Annotated in this window: 15 protein-coding genes; 10 read left to right on the top strand and 5 right to left on the bottom strand. The window is 71.6% G+C overall.

The genetic code is table 11. From position 1 onward, the window contains the following. Positions 1-149 precede the first annotated feature (149 nt). From folB to ACGFZW_RS30390, 3 genes are all read left to right on the top strand, one after another. Positions 150-509 carry a dihydroneopterin aldolase gene (gene folB / locus ACGFZW_RS30400; protein WP_393896474.1) on the top strand — a complete coding sequence of 120 codons (360 nt, stop codon included), beginning with the start codon at positions 150-152 and terminating at the stop codon, positions 507-509. After that, the gene (gene folK / locus ACGFZW_RS30395) at positions 506-1,102 is read left to right on the top strand and encodes a 2-amino-4-hydroxy-6-hydroxymethyldihydropteridine diphosphokinase (RefSeq protein WP_393896473.1); all 597 of its coding nucleotides are present in this window, start codon (positions 506-508) and stop codon (positions 1,100-1,102) included. Before folB ends, folK begins: the two co-directional genes overlap by 4 nt. A gap of 179 nt (positions 1,103-1,281) precedes the next feature. Further along, complete coding sequence (locus tag ACGFZW_RS30390) at positions 1,282-1,764, top strand: DUF3180 domain-containing protein (protein WP_393896472.1); 483 nt, start codon at positions 1,282-1,284, stop codon at positions 1,762-1,764. A gap of 83 nt (positions 1,765-1,847) precedes the next feature. On the opposite strand, the gene ACGFZW_RS30385 is transcribed toward ACGFZW_RS30390, so the two are convergent. Then, a complete protein-coding gene (locus ACGFZW_RS30385; RefSeq protein ID WP_393896471.1) occupies positions 1,848-3,101 on the bottom strand; it encodes an ABC transporter ATP-binding protein in 1,254 nt (417 codons plus the stop codon). 222 nt (positions 3,102-3,323) lie between these two features. Here ACGFZW_RS30385 and ACGFZW_RS30380 point away from each other — a divergent pair, with 222 nt between their 5' ends. The 4 genes from ACGFZW_RS30380 to ACGFZW_RS30365 all read left to right on the top strand — a co-directional run bounded on the left by ACGFZW_RS30380 (position 3,324) and on the right by ACGFZW_RS30365 (position 7,857). Continuing rightward, entirely contained in the window at positions 3,324-4,046 is a 723-nt protein-coding gene (locus ACGFZW_RS30380; RefSeq protein WP_393896571.1) for an ABC transporter permease, read from the top strand. 3 nt (positions 4,047-4,049) lie between these two features. Continuing rightward, entirely contained in the window at positions 4,050-4,889 is an 840-nt protein-coding gene (locus tag ACGFZW_RS30375) for an ABC transporter permease (protein WP_393896470.1), read from the top strand. A gap of 498 nt (positions 4,890-5,387) precedes the next feature. Then, complete coding sequence (locus ACGFZW_RS30370) at positions 5,388-6,356, top strand: ABC transporter substrate-binding protein (RefSeq protein ID WP_393896469.1); 969 nt, start codon at positions 5,388-5,390, stop codon at positions 6,354-6,356. A gap of 64 nt (positions 6,357-6,420) precedes the next feature. Next, entirely contained in the window at positions 6,421-7,857 is a 1,437-nt protein-coding gene (locus ACGFZW_RS30365) for a hypothetical protein (RefSeq protein ID WP_393896468.1), read from the top strand. A 1,099-nt stretch (positions 7,858-8,956) separates the two neighbouring features. Here ACGFZW_RS30365 and ACGFZW_RS30360 read toward each other — a convergent pair. Beyond that, positions 8,957-10,099 carry an NADH-quinone oxidoreductase subunit D gene (locus ACGFZW_RS30360; protein ID WP_393896467.1) on the bottom strand — a complete coding sequence of 381 codons (1,143 nt, stop codon included), beginning with the start codon at positions 10,097-10,099 and terminating at the stop codon, positions 8,957-8,959. A 257-nt stretch (positions 10,100-10,356) separates the two neighbouring features. Continuing rightward, positions 10,357-11,385, bottom strand: coding sequence for an SAM-dependent methyltransferase (locus ACGFZW_RS30355; protein ID WP_393896466.1), 1,029 nt, complete (start codon positions 11,383-11,385; stop codon positions 10,357-10,359). Between the two features lie 204 nt (positions 11,386-11,589). On the opposite strand from ACGFZW_RS30355, the gene ACGFZW_RS30350 reads away from it, so the two are divergent. Beyond that, positions 11,590-12,795, top strand: coding sequence for a sensor histidine kinase (locus ACGFZW_RS30350; RefSeq protein WP_393896465.1), 1,206 nt, complete (start codon positions 11,590-11,592; stop codon positions 12,793-12,795). Positions 12,796-13,079: 284 nt separating this feature from the next. Then, positions 13,080-13,763: a response regulator gene (locus ACGFZW_RS30345; protein WP_393896464.1), complete on the top strand. Its 684-nt coding sequence runs from the start codon at positions 13,080-13,082 to the stop codon at positions 13,761-13,763. A 143-nt stretch (positions 13,764-13,906) separates the two neighbouring features. On the opposite strand, the gene ACGFZW_RS30340 is transcribed toward ACGFZW_RS30345, so the two are convergent. Next, a complete protein-coding gene (locus ACGFZW_RS30340; RefSeq protein ID WP_393896463.1) occupies positions 13,907-15,013 on the bottom strand; it encodes a DUF5937 family protein in 1,107 nt (368 codons plus the stop codon). A gap of 100 nt (positions 15,014-15,113) precedes the next feature. Between ACGFZW_RS30340 and ACGFZW_RS30335 the strand changes: the two genes are divergently transcribed. Then, entirely contained in the window at positions 15,114-15,560 is a 447-nt protein-coding gene (locus tag ACGFZW_RS30335) for a hypothetical protein (RefSeq protein ID WP_393896462.1), read from the top strand. On the opposite strand, the gene ACGFZW_RS30330 is transcribed toward ACGFZW_RS30335, so the two are convergent. Then, positions 15,480-16,634 carry a threonine aldolase family protein gene (locus ACGFZW_RS30330; RefSeq protein WP_393896570.1) on the bottom strand — a complete coding sequence of 385 codons (1,155 nt, stop codon included), beginning with the start codon at positions 16,632-16,634 and terminating at the stop codon, positions 15,480-15,482. The genes ACGFZW_RS30335 and ACGFZW_RS30330 overlap by 81 nt on opposite strands. Between the last annotated feature and the right edge of the window lie 219 nt (positions 16,635-16,853).

The following is a 16,853-nucleotide window of genomic DNA, read 5'->3' as shown; positions in this document are numbered from 1 at the left end:
GCTTGTCCATAGCCCCCGTGGGGGAGCACTGTCGGTGCTCGCAGGTAGATTCGACGACAGGGCGGTGTTGCCGGAGGATTCCGGCGCGCGCCGGAAATCCGATCAGCAGTGGCGCCAGAGGTGCCAGTGGACCAGTGGGAGTGATTCGCGTGGATCGTGTCGCGCTGCGCGGGCTCAAGGCCCGAGGGCACCACGGGGTGTTTCCCCGTGAGCGCGAGGAAGGCCAGACCTTCATCGTGGACCTCGTGCTGGGCCTGGACACCCGGCCGGCAGCGGCGACGGACGACCTCGCGAAGACCGTGCACTACGGCGTCGTCGCCGAGGAGGTGGTGGCCGTCGTCGAGGGGGAGCCGGTCGACCTCATCGAGACCCTCGCCGAGCGGATCGCCGCACAGTGCCTGAAGAACGAGGGCGTGCAGGAGGTGGAGGTGGTGGTGCACAAGCCGGATGCCCCGATCACCGTGCCCTTCGACGACGTGACCATCACCATCACCCGGAGCCGAGTATGAACACCAGCAGCGACCCGACCGTACAGCCGGTGCCCGCCTCCGTCGTGGAGCGAGTGGACGCCGCGGATGTGACGCTCTCCAATCCCAAACGCGCCGTGATCTCGCTCGGCAGCAACCTCGGCAACCGCCTGGAGACGCTGCAGGGCGCCGTCGACGCGCTGGAGGACACTCCCGGCCTGCGGGTCAAGGCGGTCTCCCCGGTCTACGAGACCGAGCCGTGGGGCGTCGAGGCGGGCTCGCAGCCCTCCTATTTCAACGCCGTGGTGCTGATCAAGACGACGCTGCCGCCGGCCTCCCTCCTGGAGCGCGGGCACGCGATCGAGGAAGCCTTCGAGCGGGTGCGCGACGAGCGGTGGGGTCCGCGCACGATCGACGTCGACATCCTGGCCTATCAGGACGTGGTGTCCGACGACCCGCAGCTGACGCTGCCGCATCCGCGTGCCCACGAACGCGCGTTCGTGCTCGTGCCCTGGTACGACATCGACCCGGAGGCCGAGGTTCCGGGGCGCGGCGTGGTCGCCGAGCTGCTGGCGGCGGTCGGTCGTGAGGGTGTGACGGAGCGCGCCGATCTGGAACTGCGGCTGCCGGAGTAGTCGTTAGGGGTGCGGGTCGGTTGCCTGCGGTGTGCTGCGTAGGGAAAGGTCCCGTATGACATGGATGCCTACGAACCGGGCCGGTGCGGCATGGATACGTACGGAACGGACAGGGCGGCCATGAGGACAGTGGCCCAGGACGGCAGGACAGCCATGACGGTGCGAGGGGCGATCGCTCGGTGAAGCAGCTACACATCAAGGTGCTGGTCGGGCTGTTTCTGGTGGCCGGTGTGCTCGCCTGGGCGGGCGCCCGGCTGTGGGACTCCCTGGGCACCCTGCCGGGCGTGCCGGTGGCCGCCCCGATCGTGCTGGCGTTGATCGCCGCGGTGCTGGCGGCCACCGCGTTCTCCATGCGGTCGCGGCTGCGCGCGCAGCGCGAGCGCAGGCCGGAGGCGAAGGGCGTGGATCCGCTGGTGGCGGCCCGCGCGGTGGTCTTCGGGCAGGCGAGCGCCCTGGTGGCGTCGCTGGTGGCCGGTCTGTACGGCGGCGTCGGCGTCTTCCTGCTGGCCTCGGGCATCGAGGTCGAGCCCCGCCGTGACCAGGCGATCTATGCCGGTCTCTCGGTGCTCGCCGGAGCCGCGGTGGTCGCCGCCGCGATCTTCCTGGAGCGGGTCTGCAAACTGCCGGACGACGAGGACGACGCGGGCGCGACGGCGGCTTAGTGCGTCGGAGGCGGTAGGTGCAGGGCGGTGGCCCGGCCTCCCCTCCGTGCCCCCGGTGGTGTCCTCCCGCGGTCGGCTCTGTCTCAGGGGCCGGGGACGGTGTCGAGCGAAACCTCCCCTCGCGGGACGTTCGCCGCGTCCGCGGTGGTGGAGCGGCGTAGCGCGGCGTGCAGCCGGGTCGGGGTGAGGACGCCGAGGAAGCGTTCGCCTTCGTCGAGGACGGCCACCCAGCCCGCGTCGTGCTGCAGCAGCGTGCTGAATGCCTGCTTGAGCGGGGCGCCGAGCGGCAGCCAGGCGTCCATACGCCGGGCGAAGTCCCGGACGGTGACGGCCTGCCGGGCATGCTTCGTGACGCTGTGGGCTGTTTCGGGCCGTTTGTCGTCGACGTCGACGTCGACGTCGACGCCGACGCCGGTGCCGTCGCCCGTCCCTTGGAGTGCGGCTGCGGAGACCCAGCCGTGGAGCGACTCGTCGGCGTCGAGGACGACGCCCCAGGACGCGCCGTCGGCGGACAGCCGGGCGGCCGCGTCGGCCGCGGGGTCGTCGAGGTGGACGACCGGGGGCAGTTCGAGGTCGTCGCGTTCCACGGGGGTGACGGAGAGCCGCTTGAGGCCACGGTCCGCGCCGACGAAGGCAGCGGTGTACGGGGTCGCGGGGGCGCCCAGGACCGCCGCGGGAGTGTCGAACTGCTCGATGCGGCCGGCTCCGTAGACGGCGATGCGGTCGCCGAGGCGGACCGCTTCCTCGATGTCGTGGGTGACGAAGAGAACCGTCTTGTGCAGCGTGGACTGGAGCCGCAGGAACTCGTTCTGGAGGTGCTCGCGCACGACGGGGTCGACCGCGCCGAACGGTTCATCCATCAGCAGCACGGGCGGATCGGCGGCCAGCGCGCGGGCGACGCCGACGCGTTGCCGCTGCCCGCCCGACAGCTGGTCGGGGTAGCGGTCGCCGTACGTCGACGGGTCGAGGCCGACCAGGTCGAGGAGTTCGGCGGCGCGGGCGCGTGCCTTGTCACGGCGGCGGCCCAGGAGGTGCGGAACCGTGGCCGTGTTGTCCAGCACGGTCTTGTGCGGGAACAGCCCGACCTGCTGGATGACGTATCCGATGCGGCGGCGCAGCGCGACGGGGTCGAGGGTGGATATGTCCTCGCCGTCGAGGTGGATGCTGCCGCTGGTGGGCTCGATGAGCCGGTTCACCATTTTCATCGTCGTGGTCTTGCCACAGCCCGAAGGACCGACGAGCGTGACCAGTTCGCCCTTCGCGACCTCGAAGGAGAGGTCGTCGACGGCTGTGGTGCCGTCGGGGTAGCTCTTGGTGACGTGCTCGAAGCGGATCATGGTTCCCCATTGTGGACGGGCCGCCGTGAACGCGGTGTTGCGCGTGGATTGCGGGCCGGGTCGATTGTCAGTGGTGGGGGTTAGGGTCGCAGAGAGTTACCGAAATCGGGAGCGGCCGGGACGGGGGAGGTGAGGACGGTGAGCGCATCGATGGGCGGGCCGGAGGCTGTTCGGGCGGTGACGGATGCGGCAGCTGCGACCCAGGCGCAGGCCGGCGGGCAGGTGCCGGGACCCGGCTGTCTGCAGGCCAATGACTGGATCTGCGCCGAGTATGTCCGCACCCGCGACACGGAGTTGGCCGACGCCACGGTCCAGCACATCGGCATCACGGCCGTGTCCGTCGTCATCGGGCTGCTGATCGCCTTTCCGCTCGCGCTGGTCGCCCGGCGGTGGCGGGGCGCGGCGGGAGCGGTCCTCGGGCTGACGACGGTCCTCTACACCGTGCCGTCGCTGGCGATGTTCGCGCTGCTGACACCGCTCTTCGGGGTATCAGCCTCGGTGGTGGTCACGGGCCTGGTGATGTATTCGCTGACCATCCTGGTGCGCAACATCCTCGCCGGGCTCGAGGCGGTGCCCACGGAGGTGCGGGAGGCGGCCCGGGGGATGGGCTACGGCGCCGCCCGGCTGCTGTTCGAGGTGGAACTCCCGCTCGCACTGCCCGCGTTGGTGGCCGGGCTGCGGATCGCTACGGTCTCGACGGTGGCGATGACGACCATCGGTTCGGTGGTCGGCTACGGCGGCCTGGGAAATCTGATAGCCAGCGGCATGGAGGGTTTCTTCAAGGCCGAGGTGCTCACGGCGTCCGTGCTGTGTGTGCTGCTGGCCCTGTCCGCCGACCTGCTGCTGATGGGGCTTCAGCGGCTGCTGACGCCCTGGACGCGGGTCCGGACGCGGCCAGGGCCCCGCGCGCGAGGCGGGGGCCGCACGGCGAAGGTGGTGGCCTGAGCGATGGACGCGATCACGGGTGCGTGGCAATGGCTGACCACGGCCGCCAACTGGGCAGGCGAGAAGGGGGTGTGGCACCGCCTCGGCGAACATGTCCAGTTGAGCGCGTTGTGCCTGGTCATCTCCTGCCTGATAGCCCTGCCGCCGGCACTCTGGCTGGGGCACCTGGGCAAGGGCGGAGCGCTGGCGGTCAACATCTCCAACGTGGGCCGCGCGGTTCCGACCTTCGCGGTGCTGGTGCTGCTGACGCTCAGCCCGCTGGGGTCGCAGGGGGACCTGCCGACGATCATCGCCCTGGTGCTGTTCGCGGTGCCGCCGCTCCTGACCAACGCCCATCTGGGCATGCGGGAGGCGGACCGCGATGTGGTCGAGGCGGCGCGTGGGATGGGTATGTCGGGTCCCCAACTCCTGCTGCGCGTCGAGATACCCCTCGCCTATCCGCTGATCATGACCGGGGTTCGGTCGGCGACGGTCCAGGTCGTGGCGACGGCGACGCTGGCCGCGCTCGCGGGGGGCGGAGGACTGGGGCGGATCATCACCGCGGGCTTCGGCAACTACGACACCGCGCAGGTGGTTGCCGGAGCGGTATTGGTGGCCGTGCTCGCGCTCGCCGTCGAGGGTCTCCTGGTCCTGGCGGACCGGTTGCTCGACCCGATGCGCGGGCGACGTGGAAGCTCGCGTACGGCGAAGGGCGTGCCGCCGGGGGCGGGTCGGGCGAACGGGGCAGGGCCGGAGGCGAAGGCCGTGAGCGGAACCGGAGCAGGTGCTTCCGAGGCGGGTGCCTTCGAGACCGGAGGGCCAGGGCGCGATGACGAGGCGGTCGCGTTAGGGAAACGGAGCTGACGGGGGCCTCCGCTCTTGCCAAGCTGCCTTACGGATCGCAGACCCCGGCCCGGACGCAGCCCGAGCGTCGTCACGTACCGAGCCCTTGACGCACGAGCGCCGCGTACCAGAGCCCTTCGAGGGCTGATCGTCACGAACCGGCCCCTCACCCACTGAGCTTCAACGCACCGAGCATCGCACCGGGTATTGCACCGAGTCATGGCGCCTGGTCATGGCACGCACCTGGCCATGGCCTTCATGACACCGGTGCCGGCACCGCGATAGGCACAGATACCGGGTCAGCACCGAGCCGCCGAACTGCACGGCACGGCTGACCACAGACCGTCACCGGATACGCCAACTCACCCCCAACCCAACCGCTGGGACCGGCCTTCGAGCCTCCGGCCCTCTGGGCCCCTGGCCCTTTGGGCCGCCGGGCCTTCGGGCGTCGAAAGCCGCCCGGCGGAATCGCCCACACCAGCACGTGACCCCATCCGAACGAACTGATTGGTGAATTCCATGAGCAGCAAGAGGCGCGCGGCGCGCACCGCGCTTGTCGCAGGGACTGTCATCGCGCTGGCGGCCGGGCTGGCCGCATGTGGCGGCGAGAGCCTGGAGGCCAAGGGCGGTAGCAAGAACAAGGGCGGGGGGAAGGGCGAGATCGTCATCGGCTCGGCCGGTTTCACCGAGTCGAAGGTGCTCGCGGAGATCTATTCCAGGGTCCTCGACAACGCCGGTTACGAAGCGCGCGTGCAGACGCTCGCCAATCGGGAGCTGTATGAACCGGCCCTGGAGAAGGGGCAGATCGATGTCGTTCCGGAATACGCCTCCACCCTCGCCGAATTTCTCAACGCGAAGAAGAACGGCGCCAAGGCGAAGCCCGTGGCGTCCAGCGACATCGACAAGACGGTGACGGAGCTGAAGAAGCTGGCGGAACCGCGCGGTCTGAAGGTGCTGGCGGCGGGGGAGGCGACCGACCAGAACGCCTTCGCGGTCACCAAGGAATTCGCCGCTCAGCACAAGCTGAAGACCCTCTCCGATCTGGGCAGGTCGAAGCAGAAGATCAGGCTCGCGTCGGGCGAGGAGTGCGAGACGCGGGTGTTCTGCAAGCCGGGCCTGGAGAAGACGTACGGCATCGACATCACCGCCATCGACCCGAAGGGTGTGGGCACCCCGCCGGCGAAGCAGGCAGTCAAGGACGGCACCGACCAACTGGTGCTGACCACCACCACGGACGCCACGCTCGACAGCTTCGGTCTGGTGCTCCTGGAGGACGACAAGAGCCTGCAGAACGCCGACAATGTGCTGCCGGTGGTGAATGCCAAGAGCGCCGGTGACAAGGAGATCGAGACGTCCCTCGACGAGCTCACGCGCACGCTCACGACCCAGGACTTGATCAACTTGAACCGCAAGGTCGATGCCGAGCGCCTCAAGCCCGCGGATGTCGCGCAGACATATTTGGAGTCCAAGGGGCTGCTGAAGAAGTAACCACCGAGAAACGGATTGGCGGGCGGGGCCCCATAGGTCCCGCACGCACGGTAAGTTTCTGGCCATGCCACGAGGACGCCACCGCCATTCACCACCCCTCCACCGGCTGCTTCCTCCGTCGACGGTCGCCGGTGCGTCGATCGCGTGCGCCGCGAGCACGTGGCTCGTCGGCGACGACCTGGTGCAGCGGGTGCTCGCGGCCGGCGCCGCGGGCGCCGCGGTCACCGGTGCGGTCCTTCTGCGGGCCTGGGACCGTAAGGCCGGTAAGCGGGTCGCCGAACTCACCCGCGCGCGGGTGCGCGACGAGTGGCGCACCGAGGAACGGATAGCCGAGCTCGAAACGGATATCGAGGAGTCCCGCGAGATCCGTACCGCGCTGGACACCAAACTGCGTGCCAAGCGCGCCGAATTGGCCCGGCTGCGCAGCGAGCACGCCGAACTGCTGCGCCGTTACGCCACCGCGGAGACCGAGCGGGCCACCGCGCTGGAAGGCCGCCGGCTCCTCGCGATCGAGGCCGCCACTCCGGCAAGGGCGGCGCTGCCGGCCGCCGGCGGCCACCGCCCGGTGCGGCACGAACCCACCGCGACGGCGACTGCGGCGACGACCGGGGCGGGTGGCGCACCGGCTGACGGGGCTTCGGCTGACGTCACTTCGACCGACGGGGTCCCGGGCGCCCGGACCGCGGGGGACACGACAGCCCCGCGGGGCGCGCGCCCGACGACCGGCGGGCCGGCTTCGGCGAACGCCACGTTTGCGCAGGCGGATCAGGCCCTGCGGCAGCTGGCACGTAACGCCGCCAAGCAGCGTGAGACCGCCCGGAGCGCCGTACGGGCGCCGCGGGACGGTTCGCAGGGCAGTCAGTCGGCGAGCGACGAGCAGGGCAGCCAGGACGGGGACAGGCACCGGGGGAATGTCGAGGCGGCCGCCGCACCTGGCGAGGGCCGTGCGCGCCACGCCCGTAGGGCCATCGAGGCCGCACCCTCGCTGCGACCGGTCCCGGCCGCCGCGGCAGCCGTCGCGCCTTACCGCCCCACTGCGTCCCGTGCTCTGGGCGGCTTCGACTTCTTCGGCACCGTGGCCGCAGCGCAGCCGCGGCAACTGGCGTCTTCCCTGGAGGACGATCTGGCCGACGTCGTCGGCGACGAGGCCCTCGCCGAGCAGTCGGCGCGCGCTCAGGCCCGCGCCCACATGACGGCGGAAGCCTCTGCTCAGGGACGTACGGAGAAGAGCCCTGAGGCGCCGCGTCAGGATGCCTCGGTGAGCGGTGCTGTCGCGAACGGCGTTGGCGCCGAAGGTGGAGCTGCGGCTGACGGTGCTGCGGCTGAGGGCGCTGCTACCGACGGTGGGACAGCGGACAGCGAGGCAGGCGACGGCGACTCGGGGGACCGTGAGTCCGGCGACGGCCGGCGGGTCGACGGTGTCGGAGCGGTCATCGACCTGACCGCGCACGACGAGACCGAGCAATTCGACGTCGCCGAGCTGCGCAGCGCGATTTCCTAGGCGCAGGCCGGGGCCGGGACTGATGAGGGCGCAGGCCCCGGTCTTGGCCCCGGCCGAGTGCGTTCCGGGGGAGCGGTGGGGCGCTGCCGACGGCCCAAGGCGAGTGGCGAGGCCTTCCCCGGCGCACGGACGGTCGCCCGTCCGCGGCAAGGATTGAAGGCACGTAAGAGTTCCGCAAAGGAGCTCCGTGCCTCGAATTCCCTTCGTCCGTGCTGTTGTCCGCCCCGTGGAGGTGGCCGCTCGGGCGATTGCGCCGGTGTCGCGGTCACCGGTTGTTCGGGCTCACCGGTTGTTCCGGCTCGATGCGCCCCTTCGTCGACCACGTCCGGTGGGGAACCGGTTGATCGCAGCCACCCGCAAGGTCGGGGACGAGGCCAGGGGCGAGGGCGACGTCGAGGTTGAGGGCGAGGCTGAGCCGGAGGAGACTCAGGGGACTGCGGCACCTAGCCCGGGGCGGCTACGGCCAAGGCACCTTCTACGCCTGGCACGACCCCGACCCCGACCCCGACCCCGGGCCCCGAACACGACCCCGCCCCCGCCCCCGCCCTTGCGGGACCACGACGTCTTCCAGGCCGGTTGCAGGGCGACGCTTCTGTGGCGATCGCACGAGCCCGCCGACAGCACGCGTCCGCCGACCGCAGGTGCTCGCCGATCGCACGCGTCGCCGGAGGCCTCTCTGCAGGTGCGTGCCCCGTGTCCTGGACGCCCCAGCACGGCTGCGCCATGTGGCGGTCGTGTCGTGGGTTGCGCTCGTCGCGTTAGAGGCTCCAGTGACGGGGCGACCCCTGCCTGGGACGGGCAGGGTCGTGCAGGCGACGAGGGCCCGCATGTGCCCGCCCGTGGAGCTGCGGACAGGCGAAAAGTTATCCACAGGGTGTGGATGGAGTGGTCGCAACACCACGCACGCCACCCACGCCACGTCCGCCTCGGCGGCGCTCCGGCGGGAGCGGGAGCACCGTCGCCAGATTCCCGATGGATGCCATGGCGCGGAGGCGCGCGCCCTCGCCCGCCCATAGGCCAAGGGCAGCCCAAGCTCAGCTCGGGCGCTCAGCCTCTCGCCCGCTGCTGCTTGGTGCCTACGTTCCGCCTGCGGGTCGATCTACTTGTCGATGTCGCCGACGACGAAGAACAGCGAGCCGAGGATGGCGACCATGTCGGCGACCAGCGTGCCCGGCAGCAGTTCCGTCAGCGCCTGGATGTTGTTGAAGGACGCCGACCGCAGCTTGAGGCGGTACGGGGTCTTCTCGCCCTTGGAGACGAGGTAGTAGCCGTTGATACCGAGGGGGTTCTCGGTCCACGCGTAGGTCGCGCCCTCCGGTGCCTTCAGCACCTTCGGCAGCCGCTGATTGATCGGCCCCGGCGGCAGGTCCGCGATGCGGTCCAGGCAGGCGTCGGCGAGATCGAGGGCGTTGTGGCTCTGGTCCAGCAGACACTCGAACCGCGCCAGGCAGTCGCCTTCCTCGCGGGTGACGACCTTGAGGGTGGAGGCCAGTTCGCCGTACGCGAGGTACGGCTCGTCGCGGCGCAGATCGAAGTCGACGCCCGACGCGCGGGCGATGGGCCCGGAGACGCCGTAGGCGTGCACCGCCTCCCGGGAGAGGACGCCGATGCCTCGGGTGCGGCCGCGGAAGATCTCGTTGCCGAGGACCAGGTTGTCGAAGACGTCCATCCGGGAGCGGACCTCGGCGATGGCGTGCCGGGCCCGGCCCAGCCAGCCGGCCGGCAGGTCCTCCTTGAGTCCGCCGACACGGTTGAACATGTAGTGCATGCGCCCGCCGGAGATCTCCTCCATGACGGTCTGCAGCTCCTCCCGCTCGCGGAAGGCATGGAAGACGGGGGTGATTCCACCCAGTTCGAGTGGGTACGAGCCGAGGAACATGAGGTGGTTGAGGACGCGGTTCAGCTCGGCGAGGAGCGTCCGGGTCCACACGGCACGCTCAGGGACCTCCATGCCCAGCATCCGCTCGACGCCGAGCACCACGCCCAGCTCGTTGGAGAAGGCCGACAGCCAGTCGTGACGGTTGGCGAGCATGATGATCTGCCGGTAGTCGCGCGCCTCGAAGAGCTTCTCGGCACCGCGGTGCATATAGCCGATCACCGGCTCCGCATGCTCGATGCGCTCACCGTCCAGGACGAGGCGCAGCCGCAGCACGCCGTGCGTGGAGGGGTGCTGCGGGCCGATGTTCAGCACCATGTCGGTGCTCTCCGCCGCGCCGCCGATGCCGACCGTCGTCTCCGTCATGGGAACAGTCTCGCAGTTCGCTGTGGGCGGGTGGATAAGGGCCGGTGGTTAAGGCGGTGGTTAAGACGGTGGTCAAGGACCGGGTGGCTGGGGCTGGGAGCTGAGGGGCTGGGGAGGACGCTGCCGTGAGACTCGGCCTCGCGGCGGGCCGACCGGGCTCCACGAACGTCGTACGCCCCCGGAGCCGCCCGGGCGCCTGACCGCCGGGCTCCGCTCGCTCCGTACGCGCCCAAGCCGCCGGCGGTCGGGGCCTCGCCTTACGCCGTGAGCAGCCCCGCGCACGTCCCGCCCACCGGTTCCAGGAGCCACCCGAAGGCACCCAGGCCCGCCGGATCGGTCAGTTCCGCCGCCGCTCCGGCCGCGCCGAGGGCCCGCACGTAGGCGACCGGGTCCGTGGAGGCGAGGGTGAGCGGCGGGCGTCGACCGTCCACCCCGAGGGCATGCAGCGCCTCGCGCTGGGTCAGCAGCTCGGCCGCCGGCCCGGCGCAGGCGTCCAGCGCGACATGCGCCGTGATGTCGCAGCTGCCGTCCGGGACCGGCGGCACCTCGCGCCCTTCCCGGAAGCCGGTCAGGGTGCCGAAGAGCGGGCGGTCGGACCGTTCGTGCGCGTAATCGACGGCGACGGCCAGCCCGGAGCGCAGGGTGCGGACCGCCCGCGCCCACGCCGCGTCACGAGGTCGGCCGATCTCGGCCCGCAGCCCTGGGGAGCGGGCCGGGTCGGATGTGGCGCCCGGGGCCATGGACGGTGTCCACCAGCGGCTCAGCCACTCCGCGTCCGGCCCGTCGACGGGTTCGCCCAGCCGCTCCGTGCCGTCGGCGCGGACCAGCACCCGCCGCGGCACCCCGTCGGCGTCCGTCTCGACGACGTCCACCGGCACGTTGTCCAGCCACTCGTTCGCGAACAGCAGACCGGTGAGCGAGCCCGGCGCGGGCAGCTCCGCCCGCCACTCGATGCGTGCGTCCAGACCGGCGGGGCGCGCGGCGCGCTCGACGGCGTACGGGCGGACGCGTGCGCCCACCGCCTCGGGCAGCGCGCCGAGCACACCTGTCAGCAGCTCGCCGCGGCCCGCGCCCACATCGATCAGGGCCAGCTCGTCCGGCCGGCCCAAGGCGTCGTCGACGCGGCAGAGGAGCTGGGCGACGGCGTCGGCATAGCGAGGGGAGGCGTGCACGGAGGTGCGGAAGTGGTCGGCGGGGCCCCGGCCGCCGGGACGGGTGTAGAAACCGTCCGGGCCGTACAACGCCCGCTCCGTCGCATCCAGCCAGCCGCACCACTCGTTCGTCACGCGCTCCACGGTACGGGCGAGCGGGGCGCGCGCCCGGAGCCGGTCCCGGGACGGAAGGCGCACGGGCACCGACAAGCCCCGATGCGCGGCTCGCACCTCCCGCGGCTCGGCGTACTCCGTCTCCACCTTGGGGAGTAGTCCCGGCGCGCAGGATCGCTCCAGCGGTTGACCCGTACACCTATCCGAGTGCCTACGCTGGGTTACGTGCAGCGCCTCTACGATTTCCTTCGCAGGCACCCGACAGGAGTGGACTCCTTCTGGGCTGTCCTCCTCCTCGGTTTCAACTGCCTGTGGATCTCCTCCGACCTCAGTGGCGTGCAGCAGATCTACGGCGCTGTCTGCACCGTCGGGCTGTGCCTCGTCATCGCGCTGCGCCGCAGGGCACCGGAGAAGATGCTGCTGCTGACGGCCGCCATCGGCATCGGGCAGTTGATCTTCGACATCGAGACCAACCCCGCCGATTTCGCGATGCTCGTGATCATCTACACCGTCGCATCCGGCACCTCCGCCACCCGCTGGGCCTCCCGCTTCGCCCTCGCCGGTGCCCTTATCGGCCCCGCGCTGTCCATCTGGCGCTTCGGGAACGCCCCCGTGGACCGGCCCCTCTGGGAAGCCGGAGCCTTCACCGCCCTGCTGACCGTGCCGTTCGTTCTCGCGTGGGTGCTGGGCGACTCCATCCGCACCCGCCGCGCCTATTGGGCGCAACTGGAGGAGAAGGCAGCCCGGTTGGAGAAGGAGCGCGAGGCGCAGTCGCGGATCGCGGTCGCGGCGGAGCGGGCCCGGATCGCCCGCGAGCTGCACGACGTCGTCGCGCACAACGTGTCGGTGATGGTGGTGCAGGCGGACGGCGCCGCCTATGTTCTCGACGCCGCACCGGACCAGGCCCGGCAGGCGCTGGAGACGATCTCCGGTACGGGGCGGCAGGCATTGGCCGAGATGCGCCGGCTGCTGGGGGTGCTGCGCACCGGGGAGAAGTCCGAGGGCGGCGAATACGTGCCGCAGCCGGGCGTCGAGCAGCTCTCCGACCTCATCGACCAGGTGCGGGGCGCCGGCCTGCCGGTCGATTTCCGGGTGGAGGGCGAGCCGCAGTCGCTGCCGAGCAGCGTCGAACTGACCGCGTACCGCATCGTGCAGGAAGCGCTCACCAACACCCGCAAACACGGCGGCCCGGACGTCGGTGCGACAGTCCGCCTCGAATACAAGGACGAAGACCTCGATCTGCTGGTCGAGGACGACGGGCGGGGCGCGCAGCACGAGCTGTACGAAGAAGGCGGCGCCGACGGCCTCGGCCACGGTCTGATCGGCATGCGCGAGCGCGTCGGCATGGTCGGCGGCAGCCTGGAGGCGGGCCCCCGGCCGGGCGGCGGCTTCCGGGTCAGCGCCGTACTGCCCCTGAAGCCGACGCGGTGAGCGCGGACCCGGTGGGCGTGGACGGGGTGAGCGTGGACGGGGCGGGCGCGGACACGGTGACCGTGGACGCAGAGGGGTCGGGGCGGCAGCGGACACGATGAGCGTCAATGCGGCCGGGGCGGACGCGATGGGTGTGCGCGCGCCGAGAGCCGGCGAGGTGACGGCTGCGATCGATTGACCCGCGTCGCCCCCACTCCCCACGCCTCACACCCCAATCCTCTCCCGGCCGGCCCGTTTGCCTCCGCTCCGTACGCTGTAGTCACACTCCCGAAGGGACCCCTGCCATGACGATCCGCGTGATGCTCGTCGACGACCAGGCGCTGCTGCGCACCGGCTTCCGGATGGTGCTGGCCGCGCAGCCCGACATGGAGGTCGTCGCCGAAGCGGGCGACGGGGTGCAGGCTCTGGAGGTGCTGCGCTCCGTCGAGGTCGACGTGATCCTCATGGACGTGCGGATGCCGCATCTGGACGGTGTGGAGACGACCCGCCGGGTCTGTGAGGCCGGGCGCAAGGAGGAGGCGCCGAAGGTCCTCATCCTGACCACCTTCGACCTGGACGAGTACGCCTTCTCCGCGCTGAAGGCCGGGGCCAGCGGTTTCATGCTCAAGGATGTGCCGCCCAGTGAGCTGCTCGCCGCGATCCGGGCGGTGCACAGCGGCGATGCCGTGGTCGCGCCGTCCACCACGCGCCGCCTGCTGGACCGCTTCACACCGATGCTGCCCGCGACGTCCGCCGAGCCTGCGCGCCCCGAACTCGCCCGGCTGACGGACCGTGAGCGGGAGGTGCTGCTGCTCGTCGCGCAGGGACTGTCGAACGGCGAGATCGCGGCGAAGCTGGTGCTGTCCGAGGCCACCGTGAAGACCCATGTGGGCCGCATCCTCACCAAGTTGAGCCTGCGGGACCGGGTCCAGGCCGTGGTGCTCGCCTACGAGACGGGCCTGGTGCGAGCCGGGAGCACGGGCGCGTAAGAGAGCAGCGGGCGCGCGGGCCTGCGCGGGGAGTGCCGGGAGCGCGGGGAGCGCGGGCGGTGCGAATCCGCCCGTCGCCTACTGCCCGCCCCTCCTCTTCCCCCCGGGCCCCCTCCCCTCCCCTCCCACCCACCACCCCCACCTCAGCGCAGCACGCCCTCCAGGAAGTCGCTGCCCAGCCGGGCCACCACCTGAAGGTCCAGCTGGTGGAGCACATAGCGTCCGCGTCGCCGGGTCTGGATGAGGCCCGCCTTCTTCAGGGTCGCGATGTGGCGGGACACCTCGGGTGAGGTGATCCCGAAGGCCGTCGCCAGCTCCCCCGTGGTGTGCGGCCCCCGCGACAGCGACCGGCACAGTTGCATCCGCATGGGATGGCCCAGCGCCTCCAGCCGCTGCTGTACGAGTTCCAGCTCGGCCGGAGGCGGCAACTCCGGACCGGCGACCGGGTATTGCAGTACGGGGCGCCACCCGGGCGCGTAGCTGACCACCAGGTGCGGCCAGCCGAACGAGGTCGGCAGGAAGGTGATCCCGGGGTCCGCGGGGTTCGCGAAGGCCGTGGTGCGTCCTCCTGCGAGCTTGTCCACCACAATGCGGCTCCCGCCGCCGTCCGGGGCCTCCTCCAGGGCCAGCGCCCTCGACGTCGCGGACAGCGTCTCGGCCAGGCCCTTGTGGCGCAGCAGCTCGGTCTTGTGCCGGGCGTCGGCGGCCAGTTGGATGCCCACCCGCTGCCAGATGTCCCCGAAGAACGCCTCCTCACAGTCCTCCAGCAGCCTGCGGAGCCACACCCGCATGCCGTCCGGGTCGGTGAGCATCCGGTCGGTGAACGCCGCCTGCCGGGGCCCCCGAGCGGCGGCCATCTCCCGTACCCTCGCCCGCTCGCCCTCGTCGACCAGGGGGGAGGGCGTGCTGCGGGTGTAGCTGGCCGAGCAGGTGATCTCGAACGCGGCGGCCACGAAGCGTTCGTCGTCGATGGTGTCCATGGCGTCGAGTTCCTGGGCCAGCGTCGCTTCGGGCCGGGCAGGGACCAGCAGGTCGGAGCGGGCGGACCGCCACAGGAAGTCCGCCTCGCACAGCCGGTCGGCGAGGTCGGTCTTCAGCGACGCGGAGGTCGCCGTGACCCAGCCGTGCAGCCCGGGGTGGTGCCCCGGCTCGGACAGTGCGTGCAGCGCGGCGCCCAGCTCCGCCAGGGGAGAAGGGGCGAAGACGATGCGCTCAGGCGGCAGCCCGGTGATGTCGATGACGTTGGCCATGTCCCCATCATGCGCGAGGCCGCGACCTGCACGGTTGTCGATTGACGGCTCCCGTCAATCGACGCGCCGACGGCCCGGCACCCCCCGCAGAGTGAGAGACATGAACGCCAGCCAGCAGCACCTGCTCGATGCCTACCGCGCCGCCCGACGAGGCGAGGAGGCGCCTGTCCTCCCGGGAGCCGGCACCGTCCGCGCTGTCCGCGACATCCGCGAGTGGCGCCGCTTCCACGCCGTTGTCACCGACCCTGCCGACCGGCTTCCGGCCCGCACCCGCCGCGCCCTCCGCGCCGCGGCAGCGGCAACGGCCCGCCTGCTGACCGGCCGCACAGCCGGCCTTCCGACCGACCTCACCTCCCCCCTGCCGACCGGCCGGCCCGGCGCCCTGCCCCACATCGACTCGAACCCCTCCGGCACGTCGAACCCCTCGGGAACACCGGCCGCCTCGGGAGCACCGGGCCCGGCCAACTCACCGCGGTCCGGCCACGCGCCCCAGGAAGTCGGCGAGAGCGGTGCGCACATCTCCGGCCGTCCAGTGCGCTGCGGATGACGCGACCGTCACCTCGGTCATCGACATGCCGGGCGGGCCCGCCTCGAACCACTTCCGGAACAGCGTCGTCCGTGTCTCCTCCGCCTGCCGGAGCGCGGCCTCGTTGAGTATCCCTGCCGGGTGCGGCAGCCATATCTGGAACTGGTGGGTGTGCGGCACTTCGGGGTGCACCCGGAACCACGGCACACCGGCCTCGGCCAGACCGTCGTGCAGGGCCTGTGCGACGACCTTCGCGTGGGCGACGTACTCCGGCAGCCGGGGCAGCTCGCGGTCCAGCCCGACGAGAGCGGCCAGCGCGGCCGGCCACTGCTGGAACAGCTGCCCGCCGTACCGGTGCCGCCAGGCCCGGGCCTCCTCGACGAAGTCCTCCGAGCCGGCCAGGGCGGCACCGGAGATGCCGTCCAGCGACTTGTAGAAGGAGACGTAGACGCTGTCCGCCAGCGCGGCGATCTCCGGGAGGGGGCGACCGAAGTGTGCTGTGCACTCCCACAGGCGGGCGCCGTCGAAGTGCACCACCGCATCACGGTCGCGCGCCGCCTGCACCACCCCGGTCAGCTCGCCCCACCCCGGCAACACGAATCCCGCGTCGCGCAGCGGTAGTTCGAGGGCGAGGGTGCCGAACGGCTCCTGGAGGTCGTACAGCTCCGCGGCGGTCGGCAGCCGTGGCTCGCCCGTCGGATGCACCATGCGCAGCCCGCTGACCACCGCGAACGCATCGCGTTCATGGACCTCCATGTGGGACATCGGGTGGCCGGCGACGGTGGTGTTGCCCGTCCGCCCCGCCCAGCAGCGCAGCGCCACCTGTTGCGCCATCGTGCCGGTGGGGAAGAAGGCGGCGTCCTCGGTGCCCAGGGCCTCGGCGGTCCTGCGCTCCAGCTCGCCGACCACGCCGTCGTCGTTGCCGTAGACATCGGTCCAGTCGTCCAGGTCGTATGCGGCCGGAGCCTCGGCCACCAGGCGGCTCAGGCGCTCGCGGACCGTCTCGCCCGTCGGGCCGTCGGCCAGCACCCGCTCCGAGCCGTGCAAGGCGGCAAGGAACCGGCTCCGCGCCGCCGGGCCGCCGTCACGACCCATGACGCCCGCGGGGCTCACGGGTTCCGCACCGCCCACAGGTCCCGCCCGCTCCGCTCCCGTCGCCGCGCTGTCGACCCGCGCCTCCATGTCCGGGCTGTGCGCGCCCGGTCGCCGGGTCCCCGCTCCGCCGCCGGTCCCTGCCGCCGCCCCGCCGCCGTGCCTTTGCTCCCGCGCCCGACCGCTCTCGCCCATGTCCCCTACCTGCCCGTCCCCTACCCG

This window comes from Streptomyces sp. NPDC048248 (genome assembly GCF_043201875.1).
Lineage (GTDB): Bacteria > Actinomycetota > Actinomycetes > Streptomycetales > Streptomycetaceae > Streptomyces.
The sequence above is the reverse complement of the archived record's forward strand: the minus strand, read 5'-3'. Positions and strand labels throughout refer to the sequence as shown.